We start from the raw sequence: 26,179 nt of genomic DNA, 5'->3' as shown, positions 1-26,179 counted from the left end.
CTCCTTAGGGGACCGAGAGCAGTGACTCACGACCACGACCTGGTACTTCGCCCGACGCCCGCGCAGACGGAGGCAGCGCTGAACCCGCCCCCGGGACGCAATGGCGGAGACCTGGTCGTGGAGACCCTGGCCGGGCTGGGCGCGACGACCGTCTTCGGCCTGCCCGGCCAGCACGCGCTCGGCATGTTCGACGCCCTGCGCAGGTCGGCACTGCGCTACGTGGGCCTGCGGGTGGAGAACAACGCGGGTTTCGCGGCGGACGCGTACGGCCGGATCACCGGCGAGGCGGCCCCGCTGCTGCTGTCGACGGGTCCGGGCGCGCTGACGTCGCTGGCGGCGCTCCAGGAGGCGGCGGCGGCTTCGGCCCCCGTGCTGGCGATCAGCAGCCAGATCCCGACGGCAGGCCTGGGCGGCGGCCGACACGGCTATCTGCACGAACTCCCCGACCAGGCGGCCTCGTTCCGGGGTGTGGTGAAGTCGGTCCACACGGTCCGCACCCAGTCCCAGATCCCTTCCGCGATAGCGGCGGCCTGGAAGTCGGCGCTGACGGCACCGCACGGCCCGGTGTGGGTGGAGATCCCGCAGGACGTACTGCTCGCGGAGACCTCGCTGCCGGTGGTGACGGCGCCGGACGCGACCCCCGAGGACCTGGCTCCCCGCCCCGAACTGACCGCGGTGGCGGCCGACCTGCTGTCCCGCGCCGCCCGTCCGGCGATCATCGCGGGCGGGGGAGTCGTACGGTCGGACGCCTCGGGCAAGCTGCTCCAGCTGGCCGAGAAGCTCCAGGCCCCCGTGGTGACGACCTTCGGCGGCAAGGGCGCCTTCCCCTGGGAGCACCCTCTGTCGTTGCAGTCCTGGCTGGAGGACCGGCACACGACCGACTTCCTGGAGGACGCCGACGTCCTGCTGGTGGTCGGCTCGGGCCTCGGTGAACTCTCCTCCAACTACCACACGTTCAAGCCGCGCGGCCGGGTCGTCCAGATCGAGGCCGACCTCGGCAAGCTGGAGTCCAACCACCCGGCGCTGGGCATCCACGCCGACGCCCGACTGGCGTTGCAGGCGCTGCTGGAGACGGTGCGGGAGCGCACGGACGAGTCGGCGCCGGGGCGGGTGCGGGAGCTGCTGGAGAAGGTGGCTTCCCGTATCGCAGGCCAGGAACTCACCCTGGAACGGGAGGTGTTGGGGGCTGTCCGCCGCGCGCTGCCTGCGGGTGCCCCCTCCTTCTGGGACATGACGATCCTGGCGTACTGGGCCTGGTCGGCCTTCGACCCCCGGGGCGCGAACACCATGCACTCGGCCCAGGGCGCCGGCGGCCTCGGCTACGGCTTCCCGGCGGCGCTGGGCGCGGCGGCGGCCGACCCCACCCGCCCGGTGCTGGCGGTGTCCGGCGACGGCGGCGCGCTGTACTCGATCGCCGAGCTGGCGACGGCGAAGCAGTACGACCTGCCGGTCACCTGGCTGATCGTCGACGACGGCGGCTACGGCATCCTCCGCGAGTACATGACGGACGCCTTCGGCCAGGCGACGGCCACGGAACTGACCCGCCCGGACTACGTGGCGCTGGCGGAGTCCTTCGGGGTGCCGGGTGTCCGTACGACCCCGGAGACCCTGGAGGAGGACCTGGCGAAGGCGCTGGCCGCGCCCGGCCCGTCGGTGGTCGTCCTCCCGGCGGTGCTGCGGATGTTCGCGCCGACGCATCTGGGCTAGGGGCGCATGGCGCCGCCCCGGCGCGGGTGCGGGACCTGCGCCGGGGCGAGCGGACGGGGCCGAGGGTGCCTCAGTGGCACGTGCTGGAGCTGCTGATGTAGACCTGCGTCGGGTGCGCCCCGTTGAAGGCCCATCCCTCGCCCGGCTTCATGCAGATGACCGGGTGGTTGGAGAACCTCACGTAGGCCACGTCGTCGTGCCGGGTGTTGACGGCGCCCTTCGCGTTGCGGCTCGCACCGAGCTGCTGCCAGTACCCGGTGTCCTTGAACTTCCCGGTCATCGTGTTGCCGTTGTAGAAGCAGACGTACGGATACGGACAGTTCGGGCGGGCTGCGATGGACGGGGCGGACGCGGTGTGCGTGTCGGCCGAGGCGGACGGCGCGGAGAGGGCCAGGCCGCTTCCGGCCATGGCGCACGCGGTCAGGACGGTTGCGGTCGCGATGCGGAATCGCATGGATGCTCCTTGGGTCGGTTGCTCGGGGCGGCCCGCCCCACCCCCGTGAGGGCGGGCCGCCGAGTGCCTGGGGCGGTGCGGGGTGGACCGCACCGCCCGCCGTGCACCACCGACAGTGCAGGCCGAGTCCAGGACGGGGCCAGGCCTGCCGGACAGTTGCCGCGGGCGCGGGACGTCCCACCCTCCGACCTGCACAAACACCCCGTGCCGTGAGTTACCGGCGGGACGCGTGGACGCCGGGTGAGGCGGCCGAAACCATGCGCCCGCACGGCAGGTCACGGAACCGCGCGCTCTTGGTGGGGCATCCTCGTCCGGGAAGTCGCAGCAGACATGGGGTGGAGCATGTCTCGTTGGAAGCAGTTGCCGGACTCGCTCGACCCGCGAGTGCGGCAACTCGCCGTACAGATGCGCCGGATCAAGGACCACAGCGGCCTCGGTCTGCAGGCGCTGGCCGCCCGGACGGGCTACAGCCGCGCCTCCTGGGACCGCTACCTCAACGGCCGGGCGGTGCCACCGCAGCAGGCGGTGGCGGCACTGGCCCGCGCCTGCGGCGCCGACCCGGCCCGGCTGCTGGCCCTGCACGAGGTGGCCGTGGCGGCGGGGAGGGGAGGGGAGGGTGCCGGTCGGGCGGGGGAGCCGGAGCCGGGGGTGGACTCCGGTCCTGGCGGGGAGGAACCGGCGGGACGCGGTGGGGGACGGCGGATGCGCGCCGTCGTACTGGCCTCGGCCGTGCTCGTGACCGCGGTGATCGTCCTGCTGGTGGCCGCGCCGTGGGACGGCGGTCGGGACCGGACCGGCGACCGGCCGGTCTCGGCGGACGCCACGTCACCGGCCTCGGGGACGGGGGCGGCGAACGGGGCGTTCGTGTACCGGGCCGACAAGGACTACCCCTGCCGGGTGCACCGCGCCAAGGACGGGTTGCTGTACGCGGGGTACAGCACGACCCGCGTCGGCCTGATCGGCCCGGGATCGGCGCAGTGGTCCGTCGTGGAGGCGCAGTGCCTGTTGCGCCACCACGGTTTCTCGCCGGGGATGGCCGACGGGGCGTTCGGCTCCCGCACCGAGCGCGCGGTGGAGCGGTTGCAGCAGGGGGCGCACCTGCGCGTGGACGGGGTCATCGGCGAGGACACCTGGGGGGTGCTGCGGAAATGACGTCCGGCGCCGCGTCCGGCGACCGGCCGGTGGAGTGCGAGCGGCTGGCGGAGGCCCTGCGCGGGTTGCGGATCGGCACCGGGCTGAGCCTGGCCGCACTGGCCGCGAAGACGCCGTACAGCAAGTCGTCCTGGGACCGCTATCTCAACGGCAGGACGGTGCCGCCCCGGCAGGCGGTCGCGGACCTGTGCGAACTGGCGGGCGCGGACCCGGCTCGGCCGCTCGCGCTGTGGGAGCTGGCGGACGCGGCGATGAGCGGGCGGGGAGCGGGTGGGCGCACAGAAGGCGGGCGTAGCAGGGAGGGCGGGAGCCGCCTCGCGGGCGCGCCGTCACCCGCACCGCCGTCCGAGCCGCGTCCGCCCGAGGACGCCGGCCGCGCGCCCAGGCGTCCGGCCCGGCGTGGCCTGCTCGCCGGAGTCGTGGGCGGCGGGCTCACGGTCGCTGCGGTCGTGGTGTCACTGGCGGCCACCGGCGCCTTCAGCGAGTCCGGCCGGGGCCCGTCCGCGTCCCCGTCCTCCCCCGTGCCCGCACCGGCGAAGGGCTGCCACGGCAGCGGCTGCACCGGCAAGGACCCCGAGACGTACGGCTGCGGAGCCGACCCCGTGCCGGTGACCCTCGGCCGGCGGAGCTTCCCCGGGCCGACTGTCATCAAGCTCCGGCACAGTACCGCCTGCGCCGCGGTGTGGGCGCGGATCGACCTCGGGAAGGTGGGGGACCGGGCGGAGATCCTCGTACCGCATCACGCGCCCCTGCGGATCGAGGTCAAGGACCGGTACGACGCCAAGGACTCCCTGTCGACTCCGATGGTCGCCGCGAACCCCGGTGACCTGGACCGGGTGCGCGCCTGTCTGGTCCGCAACGGCGAGCGGCACTGCTTCGGCCCGGAACGGTAGCCGCTCCGTCAGGCGTGCTGGGACGGCGCCAGGACCGCGGCCGCCAGATGGTCGCGGAACCAGCGGTGCCCCGGGTCGGCCGAGTTGCGGGGGTGCCAGGCCATCCCGAGGTCGACAGGGGCGAGATCGAGGGGGACGGGGAAGGTGCGCAGGCCGAGGGCGGCGATGGTGCCGGGCAGCCAGTCGGCCAGGGTCAGCGCGACGAGATCGGTGGACCGGGCCAGCATCATCGCGGCCGTGTGACTGGGTACGACGACCGCCGTCCGGCGCCGCAGCCCGAGGTCGGCGAGCGCGCGGTCGATCGGTCCGGTGCGTTTGCCGAGCCGGGAGACGCCGATGTGACCGACCGCGGCGAACCGGCGGACGTCGACCCGCCCGTCGGTCCGCCCGTCGGTTCGCCCGTCAAAGAGGGGATGGCCGCTGCGGGCGAGACCGACCAGGTGCGTGCGTGTGAGGCGCCGGGTGTGGATCTCGGGGTCCAGATGCTCCAGGACGCCCAGTTCGACGTCCACCAGCCCCTGCCGCAGCGCCGGGCCGCCCTCCACCGCCTCCGGCAGGAAGACCACGTCCACGTGCGGGGCCTCCGCGTGGATGCGGTCCGTCAGCGTCCCGGCCAGTCCGGTCAGCAGCAGGTCGGTGGCCTGCACCGTGAACGTGCGCTGAAGACGCGCCGCGTCGAAACCGGCGCCGGGCCGCAGGACGTTGTCGCAGCCGCGCAGCAACACGGCCACCTCCTCGCGGAGTTCCAGCGCTCGCGGTGTCGGCACCATCCGCTGACCGGCGCGCACCAGCAGCGGATCGCCGACGGCACGGCGGAGCCGGGCCAGCATGCGGCTCGCCGCCGCGGGCGAGGTGCCGAGCCGCTCGGCGGCGCGGGTGACGCTGTTCTCCTGGAGCAGGGCGTCCAAGGCACGCAGCAGATTGAGATCCATCGAAAGCGGCTCCTGAGCTGTGCCTTTACGTCTGAGGCAATAATGCCCTGCCGATCTTTGCATTGCGGCGGAATTCTCCCGGGCGGAGGGTGGAGGTGTCCACGAAGACCCTTTATGAAGCTGTTCGAGGAGACACCTGTGCAGCAGTCACCCCGTGCCGGTCGAGAAGGCGATGTGCTGGCCGTGGTCAGCCAGAGCGGGCCGACGGTCTCGTTCTACGACGCCGCTTCCGACCGCCACCTCGGTACGACCGAAGTCACCGCCGAACCCCACGAGTTGTGCTTCGACCCGGCACAACGCCTGCTGTGGTGCAGCACGTCGTACCGCTCGGGCTACTACCACGCCAACAGCGGCCGCCGCACCCAGCTGACCGCCATCGACCCCGACAGCCGCCGGATCGTGGAGGTCATCGACATCGCCCCCGAACACGGCCCGCACGGACTGGCGTTGGACCCGGCACGCAGCCGCCTCTACGTCAGTGTGGAGGGCTCGGCGGACCGCCCCGGCGGAGTGGTCGTGATCGACACCGCCACTCGCCGCCCCCTGGGCCGGATCGACACCGACGCACCCGGACCGCACTGGTTCGCCATCGACCCGGCGGGCCGGACGGGATACGCCACCAACAAGGAGGCGCCGTTCGTCTCGGTGGTCGACCTCGACCAGGGCGCCCTCACGGCGAAGGTGGAGGTACCGGGCAGCGAGGGACTGGCGGTCTCCGCCGACGGCACGCAGGTCTTCGTGGCCGCCCCGTACGCGGGCGCGCCCGAGGGGCACACGCCCGGCATCCGAGTGATCGACACCCGCACCCTGTCCGTGACCGCCACCCTGCCCACGGAGCACGTCGTGGTGCCGGTGCACGTGACGCCGACGGGCAAGCTGCTCGCCGGCCAGCTCCGTATGACCCCCGACCCGGCGTCCCCCCTCGGCCGCCAGGCACCGGGCCGCCTCACGGTCTTCTCCGCCGCCACCCATCAACACCTCGGTGACGTCGAGGTCGGCCTCTTCCCGCTGACCATCCACTCCTCCCCCGACGGCCGGCTCGCCTACGTCGCCTGTGTCTCCTCGTCGACGGTCGACATCATCGACCTGGAGACCACGAGCACCCTGACCCGCCTGAACATCCCGAAACGGGGCGAACCGGGGGCGCACGGCCTGGCGTACCTTCCGCGGGCGGCCTGAGCAACATTCCCCCCACAGGGCAGGAGCCGCCGACCGACCTGCGCAGATGGCGTGTCAGGCGCGCCCTGACCTGGTCCGCCTCTGTCCGCCTCAGCCGGCGTCCGAGGGGTCCAGGCGGTAGAGAGCCGACTGGTTGCTCTGTGACGACGTCGAACTCTTGCCGTACGCGCTCTCCTTCACCAGCGTCCCGTGCTTCTTCACCCAGGCCGTGACCTCGGACGACACGCTGTTGCCGCCCCCTCCGGGGCCGCCGCCCATCATGCCGCCGCCGAGCTGGATGTAGTGCAACTCGCCCTTCTTCACCAGCTCCTCGAGCTTGGCGACGGTCATCGCCTCGTCGGTGCCGGTGAAGCCCCACATGGAGATGACCGGCGCCTTGGCGCTCAGCTCGATCTGGGCCGCGCTCTGCGAGTTGGGGACGGCGAGCAGCCAGGTGGCGCCGTCCTGGTGCTTCTTCAGGTACGCGACCAGCTCGCTGCTCGCGCCGCCCATGCCGCCGCCCTTCATGCCGCCGCGCATACCGGCTCCTCCCATGCGGCCGCCCGTGCTTCCCGAGCCGCCGGTGCCGGTTCCGTACGGCGCGGTGCCGTACGGGGCGGCGCCGCCCGGCGAGCCCTGGCCGCCGGGGAGGTCACCGTTCTCCTCGCCGCCAGGGAACCCACCGGCCTGCTGCCCGCCGGCGGCTCCGCCGGGAAGGCCCCCGCCCGCCTCGGCGTTCCCGCCGCCCCGGCCGCCGTTCTGCCCGGGCATCTCCCCGCCGCCCGGGAAGCCCCCGGCGCCGCCCCGGCCACCGGCCCCGCCAGGGCCTCCGCCGAAGCCGCCGCCCGTCGACGGGCCGGCCGTCGGGTTCACCCCGCTCATGCCGCCGCCCGAACCGGACGGCACCGACCAGGCGTACGCCGCCGGGCCCGCGAGTGCCGCGACGACCGCCGCAGCGACGGAGGCCGCGAACAGCCGTACCCGGCCCCCCGAGCGGAAGACGAACAGGCCGGCGATCGCCGCCGCCATGACCACACCGACGCTCGGCCACAGCCAGGTGTGCCAGCCAGAGGCCCGGCGCAGCAACACGATCGCCCAGACAGCCGTTACCGCCAGGCCGGCCGGCAGGACCCAGGCCCAGCGCTTGTCGGTGCGGAACGCGCGCAGCAGCAGTACGCCACCGCCTCCGCACAGCGCCGCGATGCCGGGCGCGAGGGCGGTCGTGTAGTACGGGTGCATCGTGCCCTCGGCGGTGGCGAAGGTGACGTAGTGCAGCACCGTCCAGCCGCCCCACAGGATGAGCGCGGCCCGGGTGAGGTCGGTGCGCGGGGCGCGGCCGCACAGGATCAGGCCGGCGACGAGGGTGATGGCCGAGAAGGGCAGCAGCCAGGAGATCTGGCCGCCGAGGATGTCGTTGAACATGCGGCCGAGACCGGCGGAGCCGGAGAAGCCGCCCCCGCCGCCCCCGCCTCCGCCACCGTTGCCCTCGCCGCCGAAGATCCGGCCGAGGCCGTTGTAGCCCATGATCAGGTTCCAGGCGGTGCCGTCCGTCGAACCGCCGATGTACGGCCGCTCGGAGGCGGGGACGAGGGACACGGCGATGGCCCACCAGAAGCTGGAGACCGCCAGCACCACCCCGGCGATCAGCAGGTTCACGATCCGCCGTACGAGCTTCGGGCGCGCGGCGAGGAGGTGGACCGCGAAGACGGCGGGCAGCGCGATGTACCCGGCCAGCATCTTCGTGTTGAAGGCGAGGCCGAAGCACACCGCCGAGCCGAGCAGCGGCAGCAGCCTGCCGTTGCGCACCGCGCGCAGGGCGAGCGCCGCGCCGCCGACCATCAGCAGGACGAGGATCGTGTCGGGGTTGTTGTCCCGGTTGATGGCGACGGTGATCGGGGTCAGCGCGAGGACCAGTGCGGCCACCGCTGCGGCAGCGTGTCCGAAGGCCCGCTTCACGCTGGAGTGCAGGATCCAGATCGTGGCGAGCCCGGCCGCGACCTCCGGCAGCATCATCTGCCAGGTGCCGAAGCCGAAGATCCGGCACGACAGGCTCATCACCATGTCGGCGAACGGCGGTTTGTCGACGGTGAGGAAGTTCCCGGCGTCGAGCGAGCCGAAGAACCAGGCCTTCCAGTTCTGGGTGCCGCTGTAAATGGCCGCGCTGTAGAAGCTGTTGAGGCCGGAGCCGGACAGGTTACAGGTGTACAGCACGGCGGCCAGCAGCAGGATCGCGAGCAGCACGGGCAGCGACCAGCGTGGTGCGCGCTCCGGCGCCACGGCGTCCGGTGCCGGGGGAGCGGGGGTCGCCGTCGTGGCGTCGGGGAGGGGATCGGTGGCAGATGTCACCATTGCACCCTGCAGACCGGCGATGGGAGCGCGCTGTGGTGCACCTGGGCGGAAGCTGTGGGTCGGTGAAAGCCGGGTAAGGGCGTCGAATCCCCTTGGCGGGAACGGATGTGCAACCATTCGGCTGCCTCCGTGAGTCAACTGGGGCATGAATCCCCGGACATCAAGGCGTACCGGCGCGCTCGCCGCCGCGCTGCTCATACCGGCCGTCACCGCCCTCACCGCCGCCACCCCGGCCGCCGCGGCCACGCCCACCGTCAGCTGTACGTCCGCGAAGGCGGGCCTCGCCGCGAAGCTGCAGAAGGACATCACGGCCGCCCTCGCAGGCCGCAAGGGCACGGTCGCCATCGGCCTGTACGACCGCGGTACCAGCACCACCTGCACCCTGCGTGCCACCAGCTCCTACGACTCGGCCAGCACCGTCAAGGTCACCGTGCTCGCCACGCTGCTGTGGGACGCCAAGAAGCACAACCGCTATCTGACGGACCGGGAGGCCTCGCTCGCGAAGGCCATGATCACCCAGTCGGACAACAACGCGACGACCACACTGTGGAAGCAGCTGGGCCTGACGAAGATCAAGGGCTTCCTGGCCGCCGCCGGGATGACGAACACCGTGCCCGGCACGAACGGCTACTGGGGCCTGACCCAGGAGAACGTCACCGACGAGCAGAAGCTGCTCAAGCTCATCACCGCCAAGAACGGCGTGCTGAGCGACAACTCCCGCGCCTACATCCTGAAGCTCATGGGCGAGGTCATCTCCTCCCAGCGCTGGGGCACCCCGGCCGGCGCGCCGTCCACGGTCTCCGTGCACGTCAAGAACGGCTGGCTGCAGCGCGCGACGCACGGCTGGCGGGTGCACAGCCTCGGCACCTTCAACGGCGCCGGGCACGACTACATGATCTCGGTGCTGACGCAGGACGACAGCACCATGGACTACGGCGTCACCACCATCCAGAACGTCGCCAAGGCCATCCACAAGGACATCGTGCCGACCACCCCCGGCACCGCGGTCTACACCCCGACCAGCCGGCCCAGCGAGGCCTTCGTCGCGGTACCGCCGCAGGGCTGACGCTTTCAACGGGGCGGTTCACGAAAAACGGCCGAACTCAGCCGAACCAGCGGAGCGCTTTGTTACAGAGGGATGAAATCGACCCCCATCCGCGTTGGTGCCTTCCGGTAGAGCAGGACAACAGGAAGGCACCCGCGTGGCAGCGCAACGGGGATGGGCACGGCGCCTGGCGGCATACGCCTGGCGGTATCCGAAGGACGTCGTCCTGGCCCTCGGCTCGTCCCTCGCCGGAATGGCCGTCATGGCCGTCGTCCCGCTGATCACCAAGGTGATCATCGACGACGTGATCGGGAACCACACCCGCTCCATGGCCCCCTGGGCCGGCGCCCTGATCGGCGCGGCCCTCCTCGTCTACGTGCTCACCTACATCCGCCGCTACTACGGCGGCCGCCTCGCCCTCGACGTCCAGCACGACCTGCGGACCGAGATGTACGGCACGATCACCCGTCTCGACGGCCGCCGCCAGGACGAGCTGTCCACCGGGCAGGTCGTCGGCCGGGCCACCAGCGACCTCCAGCTGATCCAGGGCCTGCTCTTCATGCTCCCGATGACCATCGGGAACGTCCTGCTCTTCCTGATCTCCCTGGTGATCATGGCGTGGCTGTCGCTGCCGCTGACGCTGGTCGCGCTCGCCGTCGCGCCCGCGCTGGGTTACATAGCCAGGCACAGCCGCAGCAAGCTGCACCCCGCCACCTGGTACGCCCAGGCCCAGGCCGCCGCCGTCGCGGGCGTGGTCGACGGCGCGGTGAGCGGCGTACGCGTGGTGAAGGGCTTCGGGCAGGAGGAGCAGGAGACCGGGAAGCTCAGGGAGGTCGGGCGCAAGCTGTTCGCGGGGCGGCTGCGCACGATCCGGCTGAACAGCAAGTACACCCCCGCCCTGCAGGCCGTCCCGGCCCTCGGCCAGGTCGCCATGCTGGCCCTCGGCGGCTGGCTGGCCGTGCGCGGGCACATCACGCTCGGCACCTTCGTCGCCTTCTCCAGCTACCTCGCCCAGCTGGTCGGCCCGGTCCGCATGCTCGCGATGGTCCTCACGGTCGGCCAGCAGGCCCGCGCCGGCACCGAGCGCGTCCTGGAGCTGATCGACACCGAGCCGACGCTCCGGGAAGGCACCAAGACCCTCCCCGCCGACGCGCCCGCGACCGTCGAGTTCGACGACGTGTCCTTCGGCTACGACGGCGGATCCAAGGTCCTGGACGGACTGACCTTCGAGATCCGGCCCGGCGAGACCCTGGCCGTCGTCGGCTCCTCCGGCTCCGGCAAGTCCACCCTCTCCCTCCTGCTCCCGCGCTTCTACGACGTCACCCACGGCGCCGTCCTGATCGGCGGCCACGACGTCCGCGAGCTGACCCTGGACTCGCTCAGGTCGGCGATCGGGCTCGTCCCCGAGGACTCCTTCCTCTTCTCGGACACCGTGCGCAACAACATCGCCTACGGCCGCCCGGACGCCACCCAGGAGGAGATCGAGACCGTCGCCCGCGCCGCCCAGGCGGATCGTTTCATCGCCGAACTCCCCGAGGGCTACGACACCACGGTGGGCGAGCAGGGCCTGACCCTCTCCGGCGGCCAGCGCCAGCGCATCGCGCTCGCCCGCGCCCTGCTCACCGACCCCCGCCTGCTGGTCCTGGACGACGCCACCTCGGCCGTGGACGCCCGCGTCGAGCACGAGATCCACGAGGCCCTCAAGCAGGTGATGGAAGGCCGTACGACCCTCCTCATCGCGCACCGCCGCTCCACCCTCAACCTCGCCGACCGCATCGCCGTCCTCGACGGCGGCCGGCTCGCCGACCTCGGCACCCACGAGGAACTCCAGCGGCGATCCGCCCTCTACCGCCGCCTGCTCACCGACCCGGACGAGCTGGGCGGGGTCTCCCCGGGGCACGCCGCGCCCGCCGCGGTGCGGGAGGACACCTCCGTCCGCGAGGAGCTGGACGCCGAGTTCGACGCCGAGCGGGGCGTGACCCCCCGGCTGTGGACCGGCGACCGTACCCCCAAGGACCAGGCGCTCAGCGGCACCCCCGCCACCCCCGAGCTGCTCGCCCAGGTGGACGCGCTGCCCCCGGCCGCCGACACCCCGGACGTCGACGAGGCCCGGGCGGTCCGCCGCGAGGACTCCTACGGCCTGCGCCGCCTGCTGCGCGGCTTCGGTGTGCCCCTGCTCCTCAGCCTGCTGCTGGTCGCCCTGGACGCGGGCACCGGCCTGCTGCTGCCGGTGCTGATCCGGCACGGCATCGACTCGGGCGTGACGAAGATGGCCCTCGGGGCCATCTGGTCCGCGTCCCTGCTGGCCCTCCTCACCGTCGTCGTCCAGTGGGCCGCGCAGATCGGCGAGACCCGGATGACCGGCCGTACCGGCGAGCGGGTGCTGTACACGCTGCGGCTGAAGATCTTCGCGCAGCTCCAGCGGCTCGGGCTCGACTACTACGAGCGCGAGCTGACCGGCCGGATCATGACCCGGATGACGACGGATGTCGACGCGCTGTCCACCTTCCTGCAGACCGGACTGGTCACGGCGTTCGTCTCGGTCGTCACCTTCTTCGGCATCATGGCCGTCCTGCTGGTGATCGACCTCCAGCTCGCCCTCGTGGTCTTCGCGACGCTGCCCCCGCTGATCGTCGCGACCTTCTTCTTCCGCCGGGCGAGCGTGCGGGCGTACGAACTCGCCCGCGAGCGCGTGTCGACGGTCAACGCCGACCTGCAGGAGTCGGTCGCCGGGCTGCGGATCGTGCAGGCGTTCCGGCGCGAGCGGGACGGCGGGCGGCGGTTCGCCGAGCGCAGCGACAGCTACCGGCGCGCCCGCATCCGCGGCCAGTGGCTGATCTCCGTGTACTTCCCCTTCGTGCAGTTCCTGTCGTCGGTCGCGGCGGCGTCCGTGCTGATGGCGGGTGCGGGCCGGGTGGCGGCGGCGACCCTGACGACGGGCGCCCTGGTCGCGTACCTGCTCTACATCGACCTGTTCTTCGCGCCCGTCCAGCAGCTGTCCCAGGTCTTCGACGGCTACCAGCAGGCCACGGTCTCCCTGGGCCGTATCCAGGAGCTGCTGCGCGAGCCGACGTCCACGAAGTCGGCGGACGAGCCGCTGGAGGTGCTGTCGCTGCGCGGTGACATCGCCTTCGAGGGTGTGCGCTTCGCGTACGGGGCCGCCGATGCGGGCGACGCTGCCCTGACCGGCATCGACCTGACGATCCCCGCCGGGCAGACGGTGGCCTTCGTCGGCGAGACGGGCGCCGGAAAGTCGACGCTCGTCAAGCTGGTCGCGCGCTTCTACGACCCCACCGTCGGCCGGGTCACGGTCGACGGCACGGATCTGCGCGCCCTGGACCTGACCTCGTACCGGCACCGCCTGGGTGTCGTCCCCCAGGAGGCGTACCTCTTCCCTGGCACCATCCGGGACGCCATCGCCTACGGCCGCCCGGACGCCACCGACGCCGAGGTGGAGGCGGCGGCGCGGGCGGTGGGCGCGCACGAGATGATCGCCACGCTGGAGGGCGGCTACCTGCACGAGGTCGCCGAGCGCGGACGCAATCTCTCGGCAGGCCAGCGCCAGCTGATCGCGCTCGCCCGCGCCGAACTGGTCGACCCGGACATCCTTCTGCTGGACGAGGCCACGGCCGCCCTCGACCTGGCCACGGAGGCCCAGGTCAACCAGGCCACCGACCGCCTGGCCGGCCGTCGTACGACACTGGTGGTCGCCCACCGGCTGACCACGGCGGCCCGCGCGGACCGGGTGGTGGTGATGGACCACGGCCGGGTCGCGGAGGACGGCACCCACGACGAGCTCCTGGCCCGCGACGGCCGGTACGCCGAGCTGTGGCGCACCTTCGTCGGCCGCCCCGAACCGGAGGAGCCGGTCACCGCCTCCCGCTGACGGCCCCCTGCCGACGCGTTCCCCTGACGGCCGTGCAACCATCCGACATACGTTGTGCGTCCGTACATCAGTACGGCAACGGGGGTGTACGGACCGCCTCAGGGGGAGGACGACAGTGGACAGTAGTGGGATACGCCGGCGTCTGGCGCTCGGCGCGGCCGTGCTGGCCGCGCTCGGGACGATCGGCCTCGTGACAGCGGGCACGGCCCAGGCGGCCACCGGCGCCGGCTGCGCCGGGCGCGAGGTGCGGACCTTGCCGTTCAGCACCGGGGTGACACACGTCTACAAGCGCGACGGCTACGTCTGCGCCGTCACCGTGGCCCGGCACCCGGGCCCCACGCAGACGATGTCCGTCAGCGTCCAGGCGCGCGGCACCCGCCCGGTCGTCGACCAGGGCCGCTACCGGCACCACGCGGGCCCGGTGACGGTCCACGCCGGCCACCGCTGCGTGTGGATCAAGGGCAATGTGGGGCGGCCGGGGGTCAGCTCGGGGTGGATCCTGTGCTGACGGCCGCCCGGCCCTGACGCCCGGCCGGCTCGCGGCCGCCCGGTCAACTCGCTTCCGGCAGCCTCGCGAACGCCTCGTGGAACCCCGGGAACGTCTTGCGGACGCAGCCGGGATCGTCGTACGACAGACCGGGCGTGCGCAGGCCGGTCACCGCGAAGGACATCACGATGCGGTGGTCGCCGAAGGTCTTGATCTCGGTGCCGGGGGCCGGGGTGCCGGGCCGGATCTCGATCCGGTCGGGGCCGGTCGCCACGTCGACCCCGAGCCGCCGGAGGTTGTCCGCGCAGGCCTGAAGCCGGTCGCACTCCTTCACCCGGGTGTTGGCCACGTCCTCGATGCGGACCGGTCCCGAGGCGAACGGCGCGATCGCGGCCAGCGTCGGCATGGTGTCGGAGATGTCCCGCATGTTCACGGTGAGCCCGCGCAGCACCCCCGTACCGCGTACGGTCGTCCGGTCCGCCCCGATCTCCACCTCGGCGCCCATCCGCCGCAGCACCTCGACGAAACGCAGATCGCCCTGGAGCGCGCCGGTGCCGAGACCGGGCACGGTCACCTCGCGGCCCGGGGTGACGGCGGCCGCGGCGAAGAAGTAGCTCGCGGTGGAGGCGTCCGGCTCGATGGCGTAGGTGGTGGCCCGGTAGCCGCCCGGCGGGACGTCGTACACCTCGCCGTCACCGTCCCGGACGACCTCCACCCCGAACGCCCGCATCATCGCGAGCGTGATCTCCACGTACGGCGCCGAGACCAGGTCGGTCACCCGGATCCGGAGGCCCTGGCGGGTCAGCGGGCCGAGCAGGAGCAGTGCGGTCAGGTACTGGGAGGACTGCCCGGCGTCCAGCACCACCTCGCCGCCCTCGACGCCGGCCGCCCGGACGGTGAGCGGATGGTGGCCCTCGGCCTCCTCGTGCCGCAGGTCGACGCCGAGGTCGCGCAGGGCGCGGGTGAGCGGGCCGAGCGGGCGGCGGCGCATCTGCGCGGAGGCGTCGAAGCGGTAGGTGCCGTGCCCGGCGGCGGCCAGGACCGGCAGGAAGCGGGCGGTGGTGGCGCCGTCGCGGCAGTAGACGTCGGCCTCGGCGAGCGCCGGTCCCTGCGGGCGGCCGTCCAGCTGCCAGGCTTCGGGGGTGCGCCCCACCCGGTAGCCGAGCCGGGTCAGGCCCTCGGCGAAGCCCTCGGTGTCGTCGGAGCGCAGGGGCCGTACGAGGGTGCTGACGCCGTCGGCGGCGGCCGCGAGGAAGAGCGCGCGGGCGGTGATGGACTTGGAACCGGGGATGTCGACTGCGGGCATGCCCGCCATGATGGCCGCTACCGCTGCGTGCCGGGACGCGATGTCCATGACCTGGACGCCGCGGCTGCGGGAACCGGCCCGCCGCCGTCGGCACGCCCCCTCAATGCGCCGACGGCGGCCCCTCACTGGTTACTGTGCATTCCCTTGACGGAAAGAAACTTCCCGGATATTGGTGGCTCCTCGGAAGTTTCCTTCAGCGGTTCTCCTCTGGAAGGAGCGCACGTGCACGACACCAGCACGGGAAGCACGGGAAGCACCGGAAACGCCGCAACACCCTCCAGACGCGCCGTCCTCGCCGCGACCGCGGGCCTCACCGCCGCGCTGACCGTACCGGCCACCGCCCGCGCCGCCGCACCCGCCGAGGACCGCCGGCTGCGCGCCCTGATCTCCCGGATGACGCTTCAGGAGAAGGTCGGCCAGCTCTTCGTGATGCGGGTCTACGGCCACTCCGCCACCGACCCCGACCAGGCCGACATCGATGCCAACCTCAAGGAGATCGGCGTCCGCACCGCCGCCGAGCTGATCGCGAAGTACCGCGTCGGCGGGATCATCTACTTCACCTGGACCCACAACACCCGGAACCCGCAGCAGATCGCCGCCCTCTCCGACGGCATCCAGCAGGCCTCCCTCGACCAGCCGCGCGGCCTGCCGGTGCTCATCGCCACCGACCAGGAGCACGGCGCGGTCTGCCGGGTCGGCAAGCCCGCCACCCTCTTCCCCGGGGCCATGGCGATCGGCGCCGGAGGCTCCCGCGCCGACGCACACACCCTCGGCCGCATCTCCGGCGCCGAGCTGCGCGCGATGGGCATCAACCAGGACTACTCCCCGGACGCCGACGTCAACGTCAACCCGGCCAACCCGGTCATCGGCGTACGGTCGTTCGGCGCCGACCCGGACGCGGTCGCCGCACTGGTGGCCGCCGAGGTGAAGGGCTATCAAGCGTCCCGGGTCGCGGCGACCGCCAAGCACTTCCCGGGCCACGGCGACACCGCCACCGACAGCCACACCGGCTTCCCGGTCATCACCCACAGCCGCGAGTTGTGGGAGAAGCTGGACGCCGTACCCTTCCGGGCCGCGGTCGCCGCGGGCATCGACTCCATCATGACCGCGCACATCCAGTTCCCGGCCCTGGACGACTCCGGCGACCCGGCCACCCTCTCCCCCTCGATCCTCACCGGCATCCTGCGCGGCGAACTCGGCTACGACGGGGTCGTGATCACCGACTCCCTCGGCATGGAGGGCGTCCGCACCAAGTACGGCGACGACCGCGTGCCGGTGCTCGCACTGAAGGCCGGGGTCGACCAGCTGCTCAATCCGCCGTTCCTCGACGTGGCCTGGAACGCGGTGCTGAACGCCGTCCAGAACGGCGAGCTGACCGAGTCCCGCCTGGATGAATCGATCCTGCGCATCCTGCGGCTGAAGTCCCGGCTCGGGCTCTTCGACGGCCCGCGCGGCGGCCGGCCGGGGAGTGTCGAGCACACGGTGGGCACCAAGGCGCACCTGGCGGCCGCCGACGAGATCGCCGGGCGGACCACGACCCTGCTGGTCAACGAGGACCAGGTCCTCCCCTTCTCCCCGCGCACCGAGCGCCGGATCCTGGTCGTGGGCGCGGACCCGGCCTCCCCCTCCGGCACCACCGGCCCGCCCACCGCCGTCCTGGCCGCCGCCCTCACCGAGCTGGGCTTCACCGCCACGGCCCTGTCCACCGGCACTTCACCCTCCGCCGCGACCATCGCCCAGGCGGTCACGGCCACGCAGGACGCGGACGCGGTGGTGGTGGCGACGTACAACGTCACGGCGGCGAACGCACAGCGCACGCTGCTGGAGCAGCTGCTGTCGACGGGCAGGCCACTGGCCGCACTCGCGATCCGCAACCCCTGCGACGTGGCCCAATTCCCGTCCGTCAAGGCTTGCTTGGCGTCCTACGGCTGGACCGACGTCGAGCTGCGCGCCGCCGCACGGGTGATCGCCGGAGGCGTGTCGCCGCGCGGCAGGCTGCCGGTGCCGGTGCAACGGGCCGACGACCCCACACAGGTGCTGTACCCGATCGGGCACGGGCTGACGTACTAGCCGTACGCCACACACCGGGCGTAACACCCCCAACAGGCGGAAACCCTCCCGGATGTCTGGCGTGGCCGTACCACCAAGGGCCACGCTGGACGGGGGGGTCAGGGGGGTGCGATGCGTGGGAAGGGTGCCGCAGGACTCGCGTGCCTGCTGCTGGCCGCCCTGCTGACCGGTTGCCGGGGAGCGGCGGGCGCCCCCGTCGGCGACGCCCGCCCCACCCCGGTCACGACCGGCGGCTACGGCGCGGAGTTCCTCGCGGTCGGCGAGTGCAGCTCCTTCGGCACGACCAGCTTCACCGAGGTGCCCTGCGCGAGCGAACGGGCGGCGGCCAAGGTCGTCGCCCGCTACGACGGTGCGGTCGCCGACGGCCCCCTGTGCCCGGCGACGACCGACTTCGTGCTGCACATCAGCGCCCAGGCGGCGATCTCCCCGGGCTACGCCTGCATGCGCAACCTGGAGCCCCCGCACCCCGGTGACCCCGGCGGCGGGGGCGGCCCGCGCACGATCCCCGGCGACTGCGTGTACACCTCCGGCAGGGGCCAGGTCCGCGAGACCCCTTGCGACGGCTCCGGCGAACACCCGCCGCAGTACCGCATCACGAAGGCGGCACCGACGCGGGCGGACTGCCCGGCGTCGACGGTGTTGTACGTCGAGGTGGGCGGGACCAGGCCGGTGGGCTGTGCGCGCCGGTTGTGACGGCGCACAGGCACCGCTTCCGCACCGCTCGGTCCGGCCTACGGCCGCAACGCGGGCTCGCGCTCGGGATCCCGGACATCCAGGCGGCCGTCGAACGCGGCCAACGGCTTGGCCCGGGCCACATCCGCGGCCGAAACCCCGGCCCACTCCAGGATCCGGGCCGTGGCGAGCGCCTTCTGATCCGGCACCAGGCCCGCGACGTTCGCGCCGTGGTTCAGACCGGGCGCCGTGAAGACGTACGAGTCACGCGCACCCGTACCGAGCCGGAACCGCTCCGAACCCCAGGGGTCGTTCTGGCCGTACACGAAGAGCATGTGCGTGGCGTGATGCCGGACCCACGTGTCCACGTCCCGCATGGCGTACGGCTTAAAGCGCATCGGGATGGAGCGGGGCACGAAGTTGCGCGGCGGCTGGTAGCCGTAGCGGATCAACTTCCGCTCGATGTACGGGAAGTGGATGGTGGGCGAGCCGAGCTGGGTACCCGCCTGGTAGTAGTACGGCGTGTACTGCTCAAGACCCTGGTCGGTGTAGGCGGAGAACCCGGAGATGGTGTCGACCGAGTTCCAGATCTCGTCGTCGCTCGCGGTGGCCGCGTGCGCCGGGACGGTGTCGCAGTCCTTCAGCAGGCTGTACTGCCAAAAGCCCCACACATAGTCGAGGACGACCGCCTCGTACGCCTTGTCCAGGCCGCCGATGGTGTCGAAGGTGTACCCCTTGTCGGCGGCGTACTGCGCGTACCGCTTCTCCAGCGGCTCCCGGCGCACCAGCGCCTCCCGCTGGACGGCGTTCAGCCGGTCCCGGCACTCCTTGGTGCCCACGGTGGTGAAGAAGCGGTCGTAGGCCGAGTCCTCGTTGTTCACGACGTCGTTGGGCGCGACGTACGCGACGACGCCGTCCATGTCCCTCGGGTAGAAGCGCTCGTAGTACGTCGCCGTCATGCCGCCCTTGGAGCCGCCGGTGGCGATCCAGTGGCCGCCGTAGATCGGCTTGAGGGCCTCGAACACGCGGTGCTGGTCGCTGGCCGCCTGCCAGATGTCGAGCTTGGACCAGTCGGCGGGGTCGGGGCGGGACGGGGTGAAGAAGCGGTACTCCAGGGAGACCTGGTTGCCGTCCACGATCTGGGTGGGCTCGCGACGCGAGGGGGTCGTGGAGACGTTGTAGCCGCTGGTGTAGAAGACCGTCGGACGGCTGGTGTCCTTGTGCAGCACGGTGATCCGCTGCTGGAAGGTGCCGCGGTCCGGGTGGCGGTGGTCGATCGGCTGGGTGTAGTCCAGGACGAAGTAGCGGTAGCCGGGGTACGGCTTCTCCTGGATCAGGCTCATGCCCGGTATGGCGAGCAGCTGGTCCTTGATGTCGGTCGGCTCGGACTGGGCGGCGGTGGCCGCGCCCGCCGTGCTCAGCGTGCCTATGAACACGGCGAGCGCCAGCAGCCATCTGAGCGCCTTGCGCATGCGTACTCTCCCCTGTGAGACAGATGTGCCCGGAAGCTATCGGAGCAACTGGTGTCACACCAGGGGGAGTTGTGCGCCAGTGTGGCGAAGTGCGCCGCAACCCGCCTCGACCTCGACGCGCATTACGGCGCCGCGTCCCGCAGTTCGGGTGTGGTCGCGGCGACCGTCGCCACCGCCAGCAGGCACAGCAGGCCGCCGGTGATCAGCGAGATCGCGCCGGTGGTCCAGCCGGCCACCAGGCCGCCGCGCACATTGCCGAGGCTGGGGCCCGCCTGGCCGACGATCTGCTCGGCCGCCGTGACCCGGCCGAGCAGCGCGTCCGGGGTGCTGGTCTGCACGATCGTGGACCGGGAGACGACCGAGGTGGCGTCCCCGGCACCGGCGACGACGAGCAGGGCGAGGCCGGTCCACGGGTCGGTCGACAGACCGAAGAGGACCAGCGCCGCGCCCCAGGTGGCCGCCGCGCCCAGCATGACCGGGCCCGGCCGGCCGAGCCGGGTCACGGCGCCCGACAGGGCCGTCGCCGTGATGCCGCCCACCGCCAGGGCCGACAGGAACAGGCCCAGCGTGCGCGGGTCGTTGCCGGAGCGTTCGGCGTTGACCAGCGGGAACAGGCTGACCGGGAAGGACAGTACGGTCGCGGCGAGGTCGGTGATCAGCGCGCCCCGCACCACCCGGTGCCCGGCCAGGAACCGCAGCCCGTCCAGCACCCCGTGCACCCCCGCCCGGGACGGCTCGCCCTGCGGCGGCAGCGCGGGCAGCCCGAAGGCGCCGTAGAAGGCGACGCCGAAGCTGAGCGCGTCCAGCAGATAGCAGGTCCCGATGCCCAGCCAGCCCAGCAGCACACCGGCCAGCGCGGGCCCGAGGAGCATCATCGACTGACCGGTGATCTGGTTGAGGGCCAGCCCCGCGGCCACCTGGTCCTTCGGCAGCAGACGCGGCACGAACACCCCGGCCGCCGGGGCGCCGAGCGCGCCGAACGCCGACTGTGCGGCGACCAGCGCGAGAACGGCCGCCACCGGGACACCTCCGGTGAAACCCTGCACGGCCAGCAGCAGGGAACAGGCCGACTGGCCCACCGTCGCCGTCAGAAAGATCCGCCGCCGGTCCGCCCGGTCCACCCAGGCACCCGCGAACAGTCCGAACCCCGCGAGCGGCAGCGCCTGCGCGAGCCCGACCGCGCCGGTCCACGCCGTGCTGCGGGTCATGTCCCACACCTGGTACATGACCGTCACCGCGGTCATGAACCCGCCCAGCGCGGACACGGTCCGCCCGATCAACAGCCGCCGGAAGACGGGCGAGGCGCGCAGCGGCCGTACGTCGATGAGCGAGTGCTGGATCACCGGGGGAGGTTAATCGGGCACCTACACTCCGGCCAGCGAATTATCCGCGGTGCGGGGCAGCGCCCCGTCAGGGGCGCGGGGAACTGCGCGAGAAACCACATCGGACCCGCACCCGGCAGCGGCCCGCAGCCCCGGGCTCGTAGCCGCACTAGGCCGCTTCGTCGAGCAACCGCAGCAGATGATCCCGCCCGGCACCGAGCAACCCCGCAAGCGGCGCAGCCGACGCGTACCACCGCTTCTCGTACTCCCAGCACAGCCACCCGTCCCACCCGTGCCGGCACAGCACATCCACGCACTCGGTGAGCGGAAGCACGCCCGAACCCAGCGGCAGCGGCGTCGTGTCCTGGGCCGAGGCGATGTCCTTGACCTGCACATACCCCAGATGCGGGGCGAGCGCCGCGTAGGTGTCGGCGGGCTGCTCGCCGCCCAGCCAGGTGTGCATGACGTCCCACAGCGCACCCACCTGCCGGTGTCCGACCGGGCCCAGCACCCGGATCGCGTCGGCACCGGTGCGGTGCGAGTCATGCGTCTCCAGCAGGATCCGCACCCCCAGCGCGGCAGCGTCCTCCGCGGCGGTGCCGAGCCGCCGGGCCGCGCGGGCGTCGGACTCCTCGCGGGGGAGCTCGGGGTCGCCGCCGGGGAAGACGCGGACGAAGGGCGCGCCCAGGTCGTGGGCGAGGCGGAGGAGGTCGCGGATCTCCGCCAGCACGGGGGCGTCGTCACCGGGCGCGGCCACACGCGCGTACCCGGCGACGCTCAGCACGTCGACCCCGGCGCTCTTGAACAGGGCCGCGGTCTCGGTGCGTTCGGCGGGGGAGAGACCGGGATGCACCGGTTCCTCGGGATGGGCGCGCAGTTCGACGCCGTGGTAACCGTGCGCGGTCGCGAGCGCCAGGACCTCAGGGACGGGCAGGCCGGGGACACCGAGAGTGGAGAACGCCAGCTTCATGGCCCGGACCCTACTCGCCACTCGCCCGATCCGCGCAGATCCGGCGGCCAGTCGTGGCCGACGGATTCCGGCCGCCGCGTGTCACTCGCCCGCCGGGTGCAGACTCAGCCGCCAGTCCTGGCCGATCAGGTCCTTGCCGAAGGAGCGGTGCGGTTTCTCGGTGACGAGGACGAAGCCGTGGCGCTGGTAGATGCGGCGGGCGCCGCTCAGCACGTCGTTGGTCCACAGCACCAGCTCGCGGTAGCCCACCCCGCGCGCGAAGTCGATCACGGCCCGCACCAGCCGGTCGCCGATGCCGTACCCGCGCGCCTCGGGCTCGACGAGCAGCAGCCGCAGCCGCGCGGTACCGGGAGCCTCGTCCCGTACGCACATCACACAGCCCACGGGCCGCCCGGCCAACTCGGCGATCCACACCCGCTCCAGATGCGGGTCGTGATCCTCGGCGAAGTCGGCGACGATCCGGGCGACCAGCCCCTCGTAGTCGGCGTTCCAGCCGTACTCGGCCGCGTACAGCGCGGCGTTGCGCTGCACGATCCAGCCGAGGTCGCCGGCGTGCGGCTCGCGCAGTACGGCCTCGCGGGAGCCGGTGCGCTCCCCGCCGAGGATGTCCTGGATGGTCCGCATGGCCGCCGCCAGCCGCGGCCGGTCGGCCGGGGCCACGGTGTCGAGCAGGGCCCCGACCGTGTCCCGGGCCCGCTCGTCCAGCAGCCCGGCGGCCTCCCGCCCCCGCGCGGTCAGCCGCACGCGCCGCCGGCGCGGATCGCTCGCCGAGGGCCCGCGCTCGATCAGCCCGGCGTCCTCGAATCTGTTCAGGATCCGGCTCAGATACCCGGCGTCCAGGTCGAGCAGGGTGCGCAGCTCGACCGCGTCCAGGTGCGGGACCTGGGCGAGTTCGTACAGCACGCGGGATTCGGTGAGGGTGTACGGGGCGTAGAGACGGCGGCCGTAGTCGAGGGCGCCGATGAGGCCCGTGTAGAAGCGGTTGAAGGCGCGGACGTCCTGGACGGTCATGATCGCCCCCGGATGCTTGACTCAGTCAGAGATGCCGTCCCCCGAGCCTAGGCCCGCCGCCCGCCCGCGTCCACGGCCGCGCTCACCGGCGCAATAAGTGCGCTTGCGGCGCAGGGAAGTTGGCGTGTCCGGACCAGGGTCCGCTTCTTTGCCCGTTCTTTAGGCCGGTACCGGGTCCTGCTTTTGACTATGTCGCGATCGCATCGTAGGTTTAGAAACAAACGTCACTTATGTCCGTTTTGTACCGGAGGTGACGATCCGCCGCCGGGCTCGCTACCCGGACGGCGGAGTGCGCCCAGAGCTACGCGCAGGCTCGAGCGCAGGCGGACGGCCCGTCGAGGCCGCCGTTGAAAATCCATCACACCCTCGGAGAGGGGCTCATCATGCGCGCGCACACCACCCGTATCAAGAGAGTGGCCATCGCGGTCTGCTCGGCACCGATCCTGGCCATCGCGGCCGGAGCGGGAGCTGCCCAAGCGGCCACCACCGCGGCTCCGGACCACGTCGTCGCCGGATTCCACAGCGACGGCTGGGGCTGGGGAGACGGCGGCGGCTGGGGTTGGGGAGACGGCGGCGGCTGGGGCTGGGGAGACCACGGCGGCTGGGGCTGGGGAGACCACGGCGGCTGGGGCTGGGGTTGGGGACACCACGGCCACGGCGGCGGCTGGGGCTGGGGTTGGGGTTGGGGCGACGACAACTGCGACTGAATGTCGGCAGGTGTGATCGACACCCCCTGACAGCAAAGGGTGGATCCGGGTGCCCGACCCCATGGGGCACCCGGATCCATGTCACGACAGGTGAGGCGGTGACCGGATGAGGATCGTCTGCGTGGGTGGAGGCCCGGCAGGGCTGTACTTCTCGATCTCCGCGAAGCTGCGGGACGCCGGGCACGAGATCATCGTGATCGAACGCGACCCGCCGGAGGCGACGTACGGCTGGGGCGTCGTGTACTGGAACGACCTGCTGGACATCCTGCACCGCAACGACCCCGAGAGCGCACGGGCGGTGAGCGCCGGTTCCGTGCTCTGGGAGCAGCAGGAGATCCGGGTCCACGGCAGCCGGCACGACGGTACGGCGTACTTCGGGGGCTACGGCTACAGCATGGGCCGCGCCGCCCTGCTGGACGTGCTGACCCGCCGTGCGCGCTCCCTCGGCGTCGAGGTCCGGCACGGGCAGCGGCTCGAGGACCCCGCCGACCTGCCGGAAGCCGACCTGATCGTGGCCGCCGACGGGGCGGGCAGCCGGATCCGGCAGAGCCGGGCCGGGCACTTCGGCACCAAGGTGGAGACCGGCCGCAATCCCTATATCTGGCTCGGCACGGACCGGCAGTTCCAGAGCTTCGTGTTCGACTTCGAGGAGACCCCCGCGGGCTGGATCTGGTTCCACGCCTACCCGTCGATCAAGGGGCGGATCAGCACCTGCATCGTGGAGTGCGCACCGCAGACCTGGCAGGGCCTGGGGCTCGACACCCTCGACCCTGAGGACGCCGTACCCCTGCTGGAGAAGATCTTCCACCGCGCGCTCGACGGCCGCTCCCTGATCAGCAGGTCACGCGGCGAACCGGCGAAATGGCAGCGATTCCAGCACATCAGCAACCAGACGTGGGTCGACGGCAATGTCGTCCTGGCCGGCGACGCCGCGCACACCACCCACTTCACGCTCGGCTCCGGGACCCGGCTGGCCATGATCGACGCGATCGTGCTGGCCCACAGCCTCTCCCGGTACCAGGATCCGCGGACGGCGCTGAAGGAGTACGACGAGCACCGCCGCGCGGAACTGCACTCCGTGCAGGCCGGGGCACGCTCCAGCATGGCCTGGTTCGAGCAGCTGGACCACTACCTGGACCGCGACCCGGTCTCCTTCGCCTACGCCATGTCCGTACGGCAGGGCCACCAGTCCCCCTGGAAGTACCAGGTCCACCTCGCCAACCAGCTCGCCGCCGTACGCAGGGCACGGCGCGCCTACGACTCCGGCAGGCGCTGGTACCGGGACAGGCGCCGGGGCGAGGCGCCGCTGCCGGTGCTGGGCCGGTCACTTCCCGGCCGACGGTGAGTGGGCGGGCGGGAAGCGCCACCCGGCGGCGGTCGGAAGCGCCACCTGACGGCGGTCGGAAGCGTCACCCGGCGGAGGTCGGAAGCACCACCCGACAGCGGTCGGAAGCACGACCTGACGGCGGTCAGACGCGAGGCGCCCCCGAGGAGCCCCGCACCATCAACTCCCCTCGGACGGCGGCCACACCCCCCGGCGGCGGCTCCTCCCGCCCCATGGCGATGCGCCCGGCCCTGGCCCCCGCCTCCGCCAGCGGCAGTCGTACCGTCGTCAGCGCGGGCACCGCGTCCACGCTGAACGGCAGATCGTCGAACCCGGCGACCGACACATCGTCCGGGATCCCCAGCCCCGCATCCCGCAGCGCCGCACACGCCCCCACCGCGACGGAGTCGTTCGCGGCGACGACGGCGGTCAGGGAGGGGTCGCGGCGCAGCAGCTCCACCGTGGCCTCGTACCCGGACTGCCGGTCGTAGCGCCCGTGCACGGTCCGGCGCGGGTCCTCCTCGACACCCGCCGCGGCCAGCGCCTCCCGGTGTCCCTCCAGCCGGTGCCTGGTCGTCGTACGTTCCTCGGGCCCCGCGATGTAGCCGAGGCGGCGGTGGCCGAGGCCGAGCAGGTGCTCGGTGAGCCGGCGCGCACCCCCGCGGTTGTCGAAGGTCAGCGCGACGGCCCCGGTGTCGGGCGCCGGCGGGCGTCCGCACAGCACCACCCGGGTGCCGGCCTCGGTGAGCTTGCGCAGCTTCGCCGCGACCGCCGCGGCGTGCGGCGCGTCCTCCACGGCCCCGCCGGTCAGCACGACGGCCGCGGCCCGCTGCCGCTGCAGCAGCGTGAGATACGTCAGCTCCCGCTCCGGCGACCCGCCCGTGTTGCACACGACCGCCAGCCGCTCTCCGCCCGCCCGGCCGCCGGGACCGCCGATCTCGGCCTGGATCGCGCTCGCCATGATCCCGAAGAACGGGTCGGCGATGTCGTTGACGAGAATGCCGACCAGATCGGAGGTGGCCGCGGCGAGGGCGCTCGCCGGGCCGTTGAGGACGTAGTCCAGCTCGTCCACCGCCCGCAGCACCCGCTCGCGGGTGGCGGCGGCCACCGGGTAGTTGCCGTTCAGCACGCGCGACACCGTCGCGGGTGAGACCTGGGCGCGGGCCGCCACATCCGCCAGGGTCACCGTCATGTCGTCGTCCTCCGGTCGCGCATCATGTCGTACGCCCTCGTAGACAGCCAGTTCTTGCCGCTGGTTCCGA

The 26,179-nt window shown here is 72.5% G+C and carries 20 protein-coding genes; 11 read left to right on the top strand and 9 right to left on the bottom strand.

The genetic code is table 11. The features are described from left to right. Positions 1-21 precede the first annotated feature (21 nt). Positions 22-1,707, top strand: coding sequence for a thiamine pyrophosphate-binding protein (locus tag ACWC0C_RS07645; protein WP_450862407.1), 1,686 nt, complete (start codon positions 22-24; stop codon positions 1,705-1,707). A gap of 70 nt (positions 1,708-1,777) precedes the next feature. Here ACWC0C_RS07645 and ACWC0C_RS07640 read toward each other — a convergent pair whose 3' ends face one another. Then, the gene (locus ACWC0C_RS07640; RefSeq protein WP_449195297.1) at positions 1,778-2,161 is read right to left on the bottom strand and encodes a hypothetical protein; all 384 of its coding nucleotides are present in this window, start codon (positions 2,159-2,161) and stop codon (positions 1,778-1,780) included. 342 nt (positions 2,162-2,503) lie between these two features. Between ACWC0C_RS07640 and ACWC0C_RS07635 the strand changes: the two genes are divergently transcribed. Together ACWC0C_RS07635 and ACWC0C_RS07630 are read left to right on the top strand one after the other, a co-directional pair. Continuing rightward, positions 2,504-3,313, top strand: coding sequence for a helix-turn-helix domain-containing protein (locus ACWC0C_RS07635; RefSeq protein ID WP_450862405.1), 810 nt, complete (start codon positions 2,504-2,506; stop codon positions 3,311-3,313). Then, a complete protein-coding gene (locus ACWC0C_RS07630; RefSeq protein ID WP_450862403.1) occupies positions 3,310-4,206 on the top strand; it encodes a helix-turn-helix domain-containing protein in 897 nt (298 codons plus the stop codon). Before ACWC0C_RS07635 ends, ACWC0C_RS07630 begins: the two co-directional genes overlap by 4 nt. Positions 4,207-4,214: 8 nt before the next feature. Here ACWC0C_RS07630 and ACWC0C_RS07625 read toward each other — a convergent pair whose 3' ends face one another. Further along, the gene (locus tag ACWC0C_RS07625; RefSeq protein ID WP_450862402.1) at positions 4,215-5,138 is read right to left on the bottom strand and encodes a LysR family transcriptional regulator; all 924 of its coding nucleotides are present in this window, start codon (positions 5,136-5,138) and stop codon (positions 4,215-4,217) included. A gap of 138 nt (positions 5,139-5,276) precedes the next feature. Here ACWC0C_RS07625 and ACWC0C_RS07620 point away from each other — a divergent pair, with 138 nt between their 5' ends. Then, positions 5,277-6,317, top strand: coding sequence for a YncE family protein (locus ACWC0C_RS07620; RefSeq protein WP_450862400.1), 1,041 nt, complete (start codon positions 5,277-5,279; stop codon positions 6,315-6,317). Between the two features lie 90 nt (positions 6,318-6,407). On the opposite strand, the gene ACWC0C_RS07615 is transcribed toward ACWC0C_RS07620, so the two are convergent. After that, a complete protein-coding gene (locus ACWC0C_RS07615; RefSeq protein ID WP_450862715.1) occupies positions 6,408-8,642 on the bottom strand; it encodes a glycosyltransferase family 39 protein in 2,235 nt (744 codons plus the stop codon). Between the two features lie 148 nt (positions 8,643-8,790). On the opposite strand from ACWC0C_RS07615, the gene ACWC0C_RS07610 reads away from it, so the two are divergent. From ACWC0C_RS07610 to ACWC0C_RS07600, 3 genes are all read left to right on the top strand, one after another. Continuing rightward, positions 8,791-9,711 (top strand): serine hydrolase, encoded by a 921-nt coding sequence (locus ACWC0C_RS07610; RefSeq protein WP_450862398.1) that lies wholly within the window; start codon positions 8,791-8,793, stop codon positions 9,709-9,711. A gap of 136 nt (positions 9,712-9,847) precedes the next feature. Next, on the top strand, positions 9,848-13,576 hold the full coding sequence (locus ACWC0C_RS07605) for an ABC transporter ATP-binding protein (RefSeq protein WP_450862396.1): 3,729 nt from the start codon (positions 9,848-9,850) through the stop codon (positions 13,574-13,576). Between the two features lie 115 nt (positions 13,577-13,691). Continuing rightward, positions 13,692-14,084: a hypothetical protein gene (locus ACWC0C_RS07600; RefSeq protein ID WP_449195290.1), complete on the top strand. Its 393-nt coding sequence runs from the start codon at positions 13,692-13,694 to the stop codon at positions 14,082-14,084. Between the two features lie 43 nt (positions 14,085-14,127). Here the strand turns inward: ACWC0C_RS07600 and aroA are convergent, their stop codons facing one another. Continuing rightward, entirely contained in the window at positions 14,128-15,369 is a 1,242-nt protein-coding gene (gene aroA, locus ACWC0C_RS07595; protein WP_450862394.1) for a 3-phosphoshikimate 1-carboxyvinyltransferase, read from the bottom strand. A 222-nt stretch (positions 15,370-15,591) separates the two neighbouring features. Between aroA and ACWC0C_RS07590 the strand changes: the two genes are divergently transcribed. After that, positions 15,592-17,439, top strand: a complete 1,848-nt coding sequence (locus ACWC0C_RS07590; RefSeq protein ID WP_450862393.1) for a glycoside hydrolase family 3 protein — start codon at positions 15,592-15,594, stop codon at positions 17,437-17,439. 111 nt (positions 17,440-17,550) lie between these two features. Next, a complete protein-coding gene (locus ACWC0C_RS07585; RefSeq protein WP_450862392.1) occupies positions 17,551-18,132 on the top strand; it encodes a hypothetical protein in 582 nt (193 codons plus the stop codon). 38 nt (positions 18,133-18,170) lie between these two features. Here the strand turns inward: ACWC0C_RS07585 and ACWC0C_RS07580 are convergent, their stop codons facing one another. From ACWC0C_RS07580 to ACWC0C_RS07565, 4 genes are all read right to left on the bottom strand, one after another. After that, complete coding sequence (locus tag ACWC0C_RS07580; protein ID WP_449195286.1) at positions 18,171-19,583, bottom strand: S28 family serine protease; 1,413 nt, start codon at positions 19,581-19,583, stop codon at positions 18,171-18,173. A gap of 122 nt (positions 19,584-19,705) precedes the next feature. After that, entirely contained in the window at positions 19,706-20,926 is a 1,221-nt protein-coding gene (locus ACWC0C_RS07575) for an MFS transporter (RefSeq protein WP_450862390.1), read from the bottom strand. Positions 20,927-21,074: 148 nt separating this feature from the next. Continuing rightward, positions 21,075-21,875 (bottom strand): sugar phosphate isomerase/epimerase family protein, encoded by an 801-nt coding sequence (locus tag ACWC0C_RS07570; RefSeq protein WP_450862388.1) that lies wholly within the window; start codon positions 21,873-21,875, stop codon positions 21,075-21,077. Between the two features lie 81 nt (positions 21,876-21,956). Continuing rightward, complete coding sequence (locus ACWC0C_RS07565) at positions 21,957-22,886, bottom strand: bifunctional helix-turn-helix transcriptional regulator/GNAT family N-acetyltransferase (protein WP_450862387.1); 930 nt, start codon at positions 22,884-22,886, stop codon at positions 21,957-21,959. Between the two features lie 383 nt (positions 22,887-23,269). Here ACWC0C_RS07565 and ACWC0C_RS07560 point away from each other — a divergent pair, with 383 nt between their 5' ends. Together ACWC0C_RS07560 and ACWC0C_RS07555 are read left to right on the top strand one after the other, a co-directional pair. Next, the gene (locus ACWC0C_RS07560) at positions 23,270-23,593 is read left to right on the top strand and encodes a hypothetical protein (RefSeq protein WP_450862385.1); all 324 of its coding nucleotides are present in this window, start codon (positions 23,270-23,272) and stop codon (positions 23,591-23,593) included. Positions 23,594-23,714: 121 nt separating this feature from the next. Next, entirely contained in the window at positions 23,715-24,938 is a 1,224-nt protein-coding gene (locus ACWC0C_RS07555; protein WP_450862384.1) for an FAD-dependent monooxygenase, read from the top strand. Positions 24,939-25,062: 124 nt separating this feature from the next. Here ACWC0C_RS07555 and ACWC0C_RS07550 read toward each other — a convergent pair whose 3' ends face one another. After that, a complete protein-coding gene (locus tag ACWC0C_RS07550) occupies positions 25,063-26,109 on the bottom strand; it encodes a LacI family DNA-binding transcriptional regulator (RefSeq protein WP_450862382.1) in 1,047 nt (348 codons plus the stop codon). Positions 26,110-26,179: the final 70 nt, after the last annotated feature.

The organism is Streptomyces sp. NPDC001709, from assembly GCF_053596375.1.
The sequence above is the reverse complement of the archived record's forward strand: the minus strand, read 5'-3'. Positions and strand labels throughout refer to the sequence as shown.

Bases quoted from the DNA above. Each gene is read 5' to 3' on its own strand.
- ACWC0C_RS07635 (WP_450862405.1), top strand. From the start codon at position 2,504: ATGTCTCGTTGGAAGCAGTTGCCGGACTCGCTCGACCCGCGAGTGCGG.
- ACWC0C_RS07630 (WP_450862403.1), top strand. From the start codon at position 3,310: ATGACGTCCGGCGCCGCGTCCGGCGACCGGCCGGTGGAGTGCGAGCGG.
- ACWC0C_RS07550 (WP_450862382.1), bottom strand. From the start codon at position 26,109: ATGACGGTGACCCTGGCGGATGTGGCGGCCCGCGCCCAGGTCTCACCC.
- ACWC0C_RS07580 (WP_449195286.1), bottom strand. From the start codon at position 19,583: ATGCGCAAGGCGCTCAGATGGCTGCTGGCGCTCGCCGTGTTCATAGGC.
- ACWC0C_RS07565 (WP_450862387.1), bottom strand. From the start codon at position 22,886: ATGACCGTCCAGGACGTCCGCGCCTTCAACCGCTTCTACACGGGCCTC.
- ACWC0C_RS07560 (WP_450862385.1), top strand. From the start codon at position 23,270: ATGCGCGCGCACACCACCCGTATCAAGAGAGTGGCCATCGCGGTCTGC.
- ACWC0C_RS07570 (WP_450862388.1), bottom strand. From the start codon at position 21,875: ATGAAGCTGGCGTTCTCCACTCTCGGTGTCCCCGGCCTGCCCGTCCCT.
- ACWC0C_RS07625 (WP_450862402.1), bottom strand. From the start codon at position 5,138: ATGGATCTCAATCTGCTGCGTGCCTTGGACGCCCTGCTCCAGGAGAAC.
- ACWC0C_RS07585 (WP_450862392.1), top strand. From the start codon at position 17,551: ATGCGTGGGAAGGGTGCCGCAGGACTCGCGTGCCTGCTGCTGGCCGCC.
- aroA (WP_450862394.1), bottom strand. From the start codon at position 15,369: ATGCCCGCAGTCGACATCCCCGGTTCCAAGTCCATCACCGCCCGCGCG.
- ACWC0C_RS07610 (WP_450862398.1), top strand. From the start codon at position 8,791: ATGAATCCCCGGACATCAAGGCGTACCGGCGCGCTCGCCGCCGCGCTG.
- ACWC0C_RS07640 (WP_449195297.1), bottom strand. From the start codon at position 2,161: ATGCGATTCCGCATCGCGACCGCAACCGTCCTGACCGCGTGCGCCATG.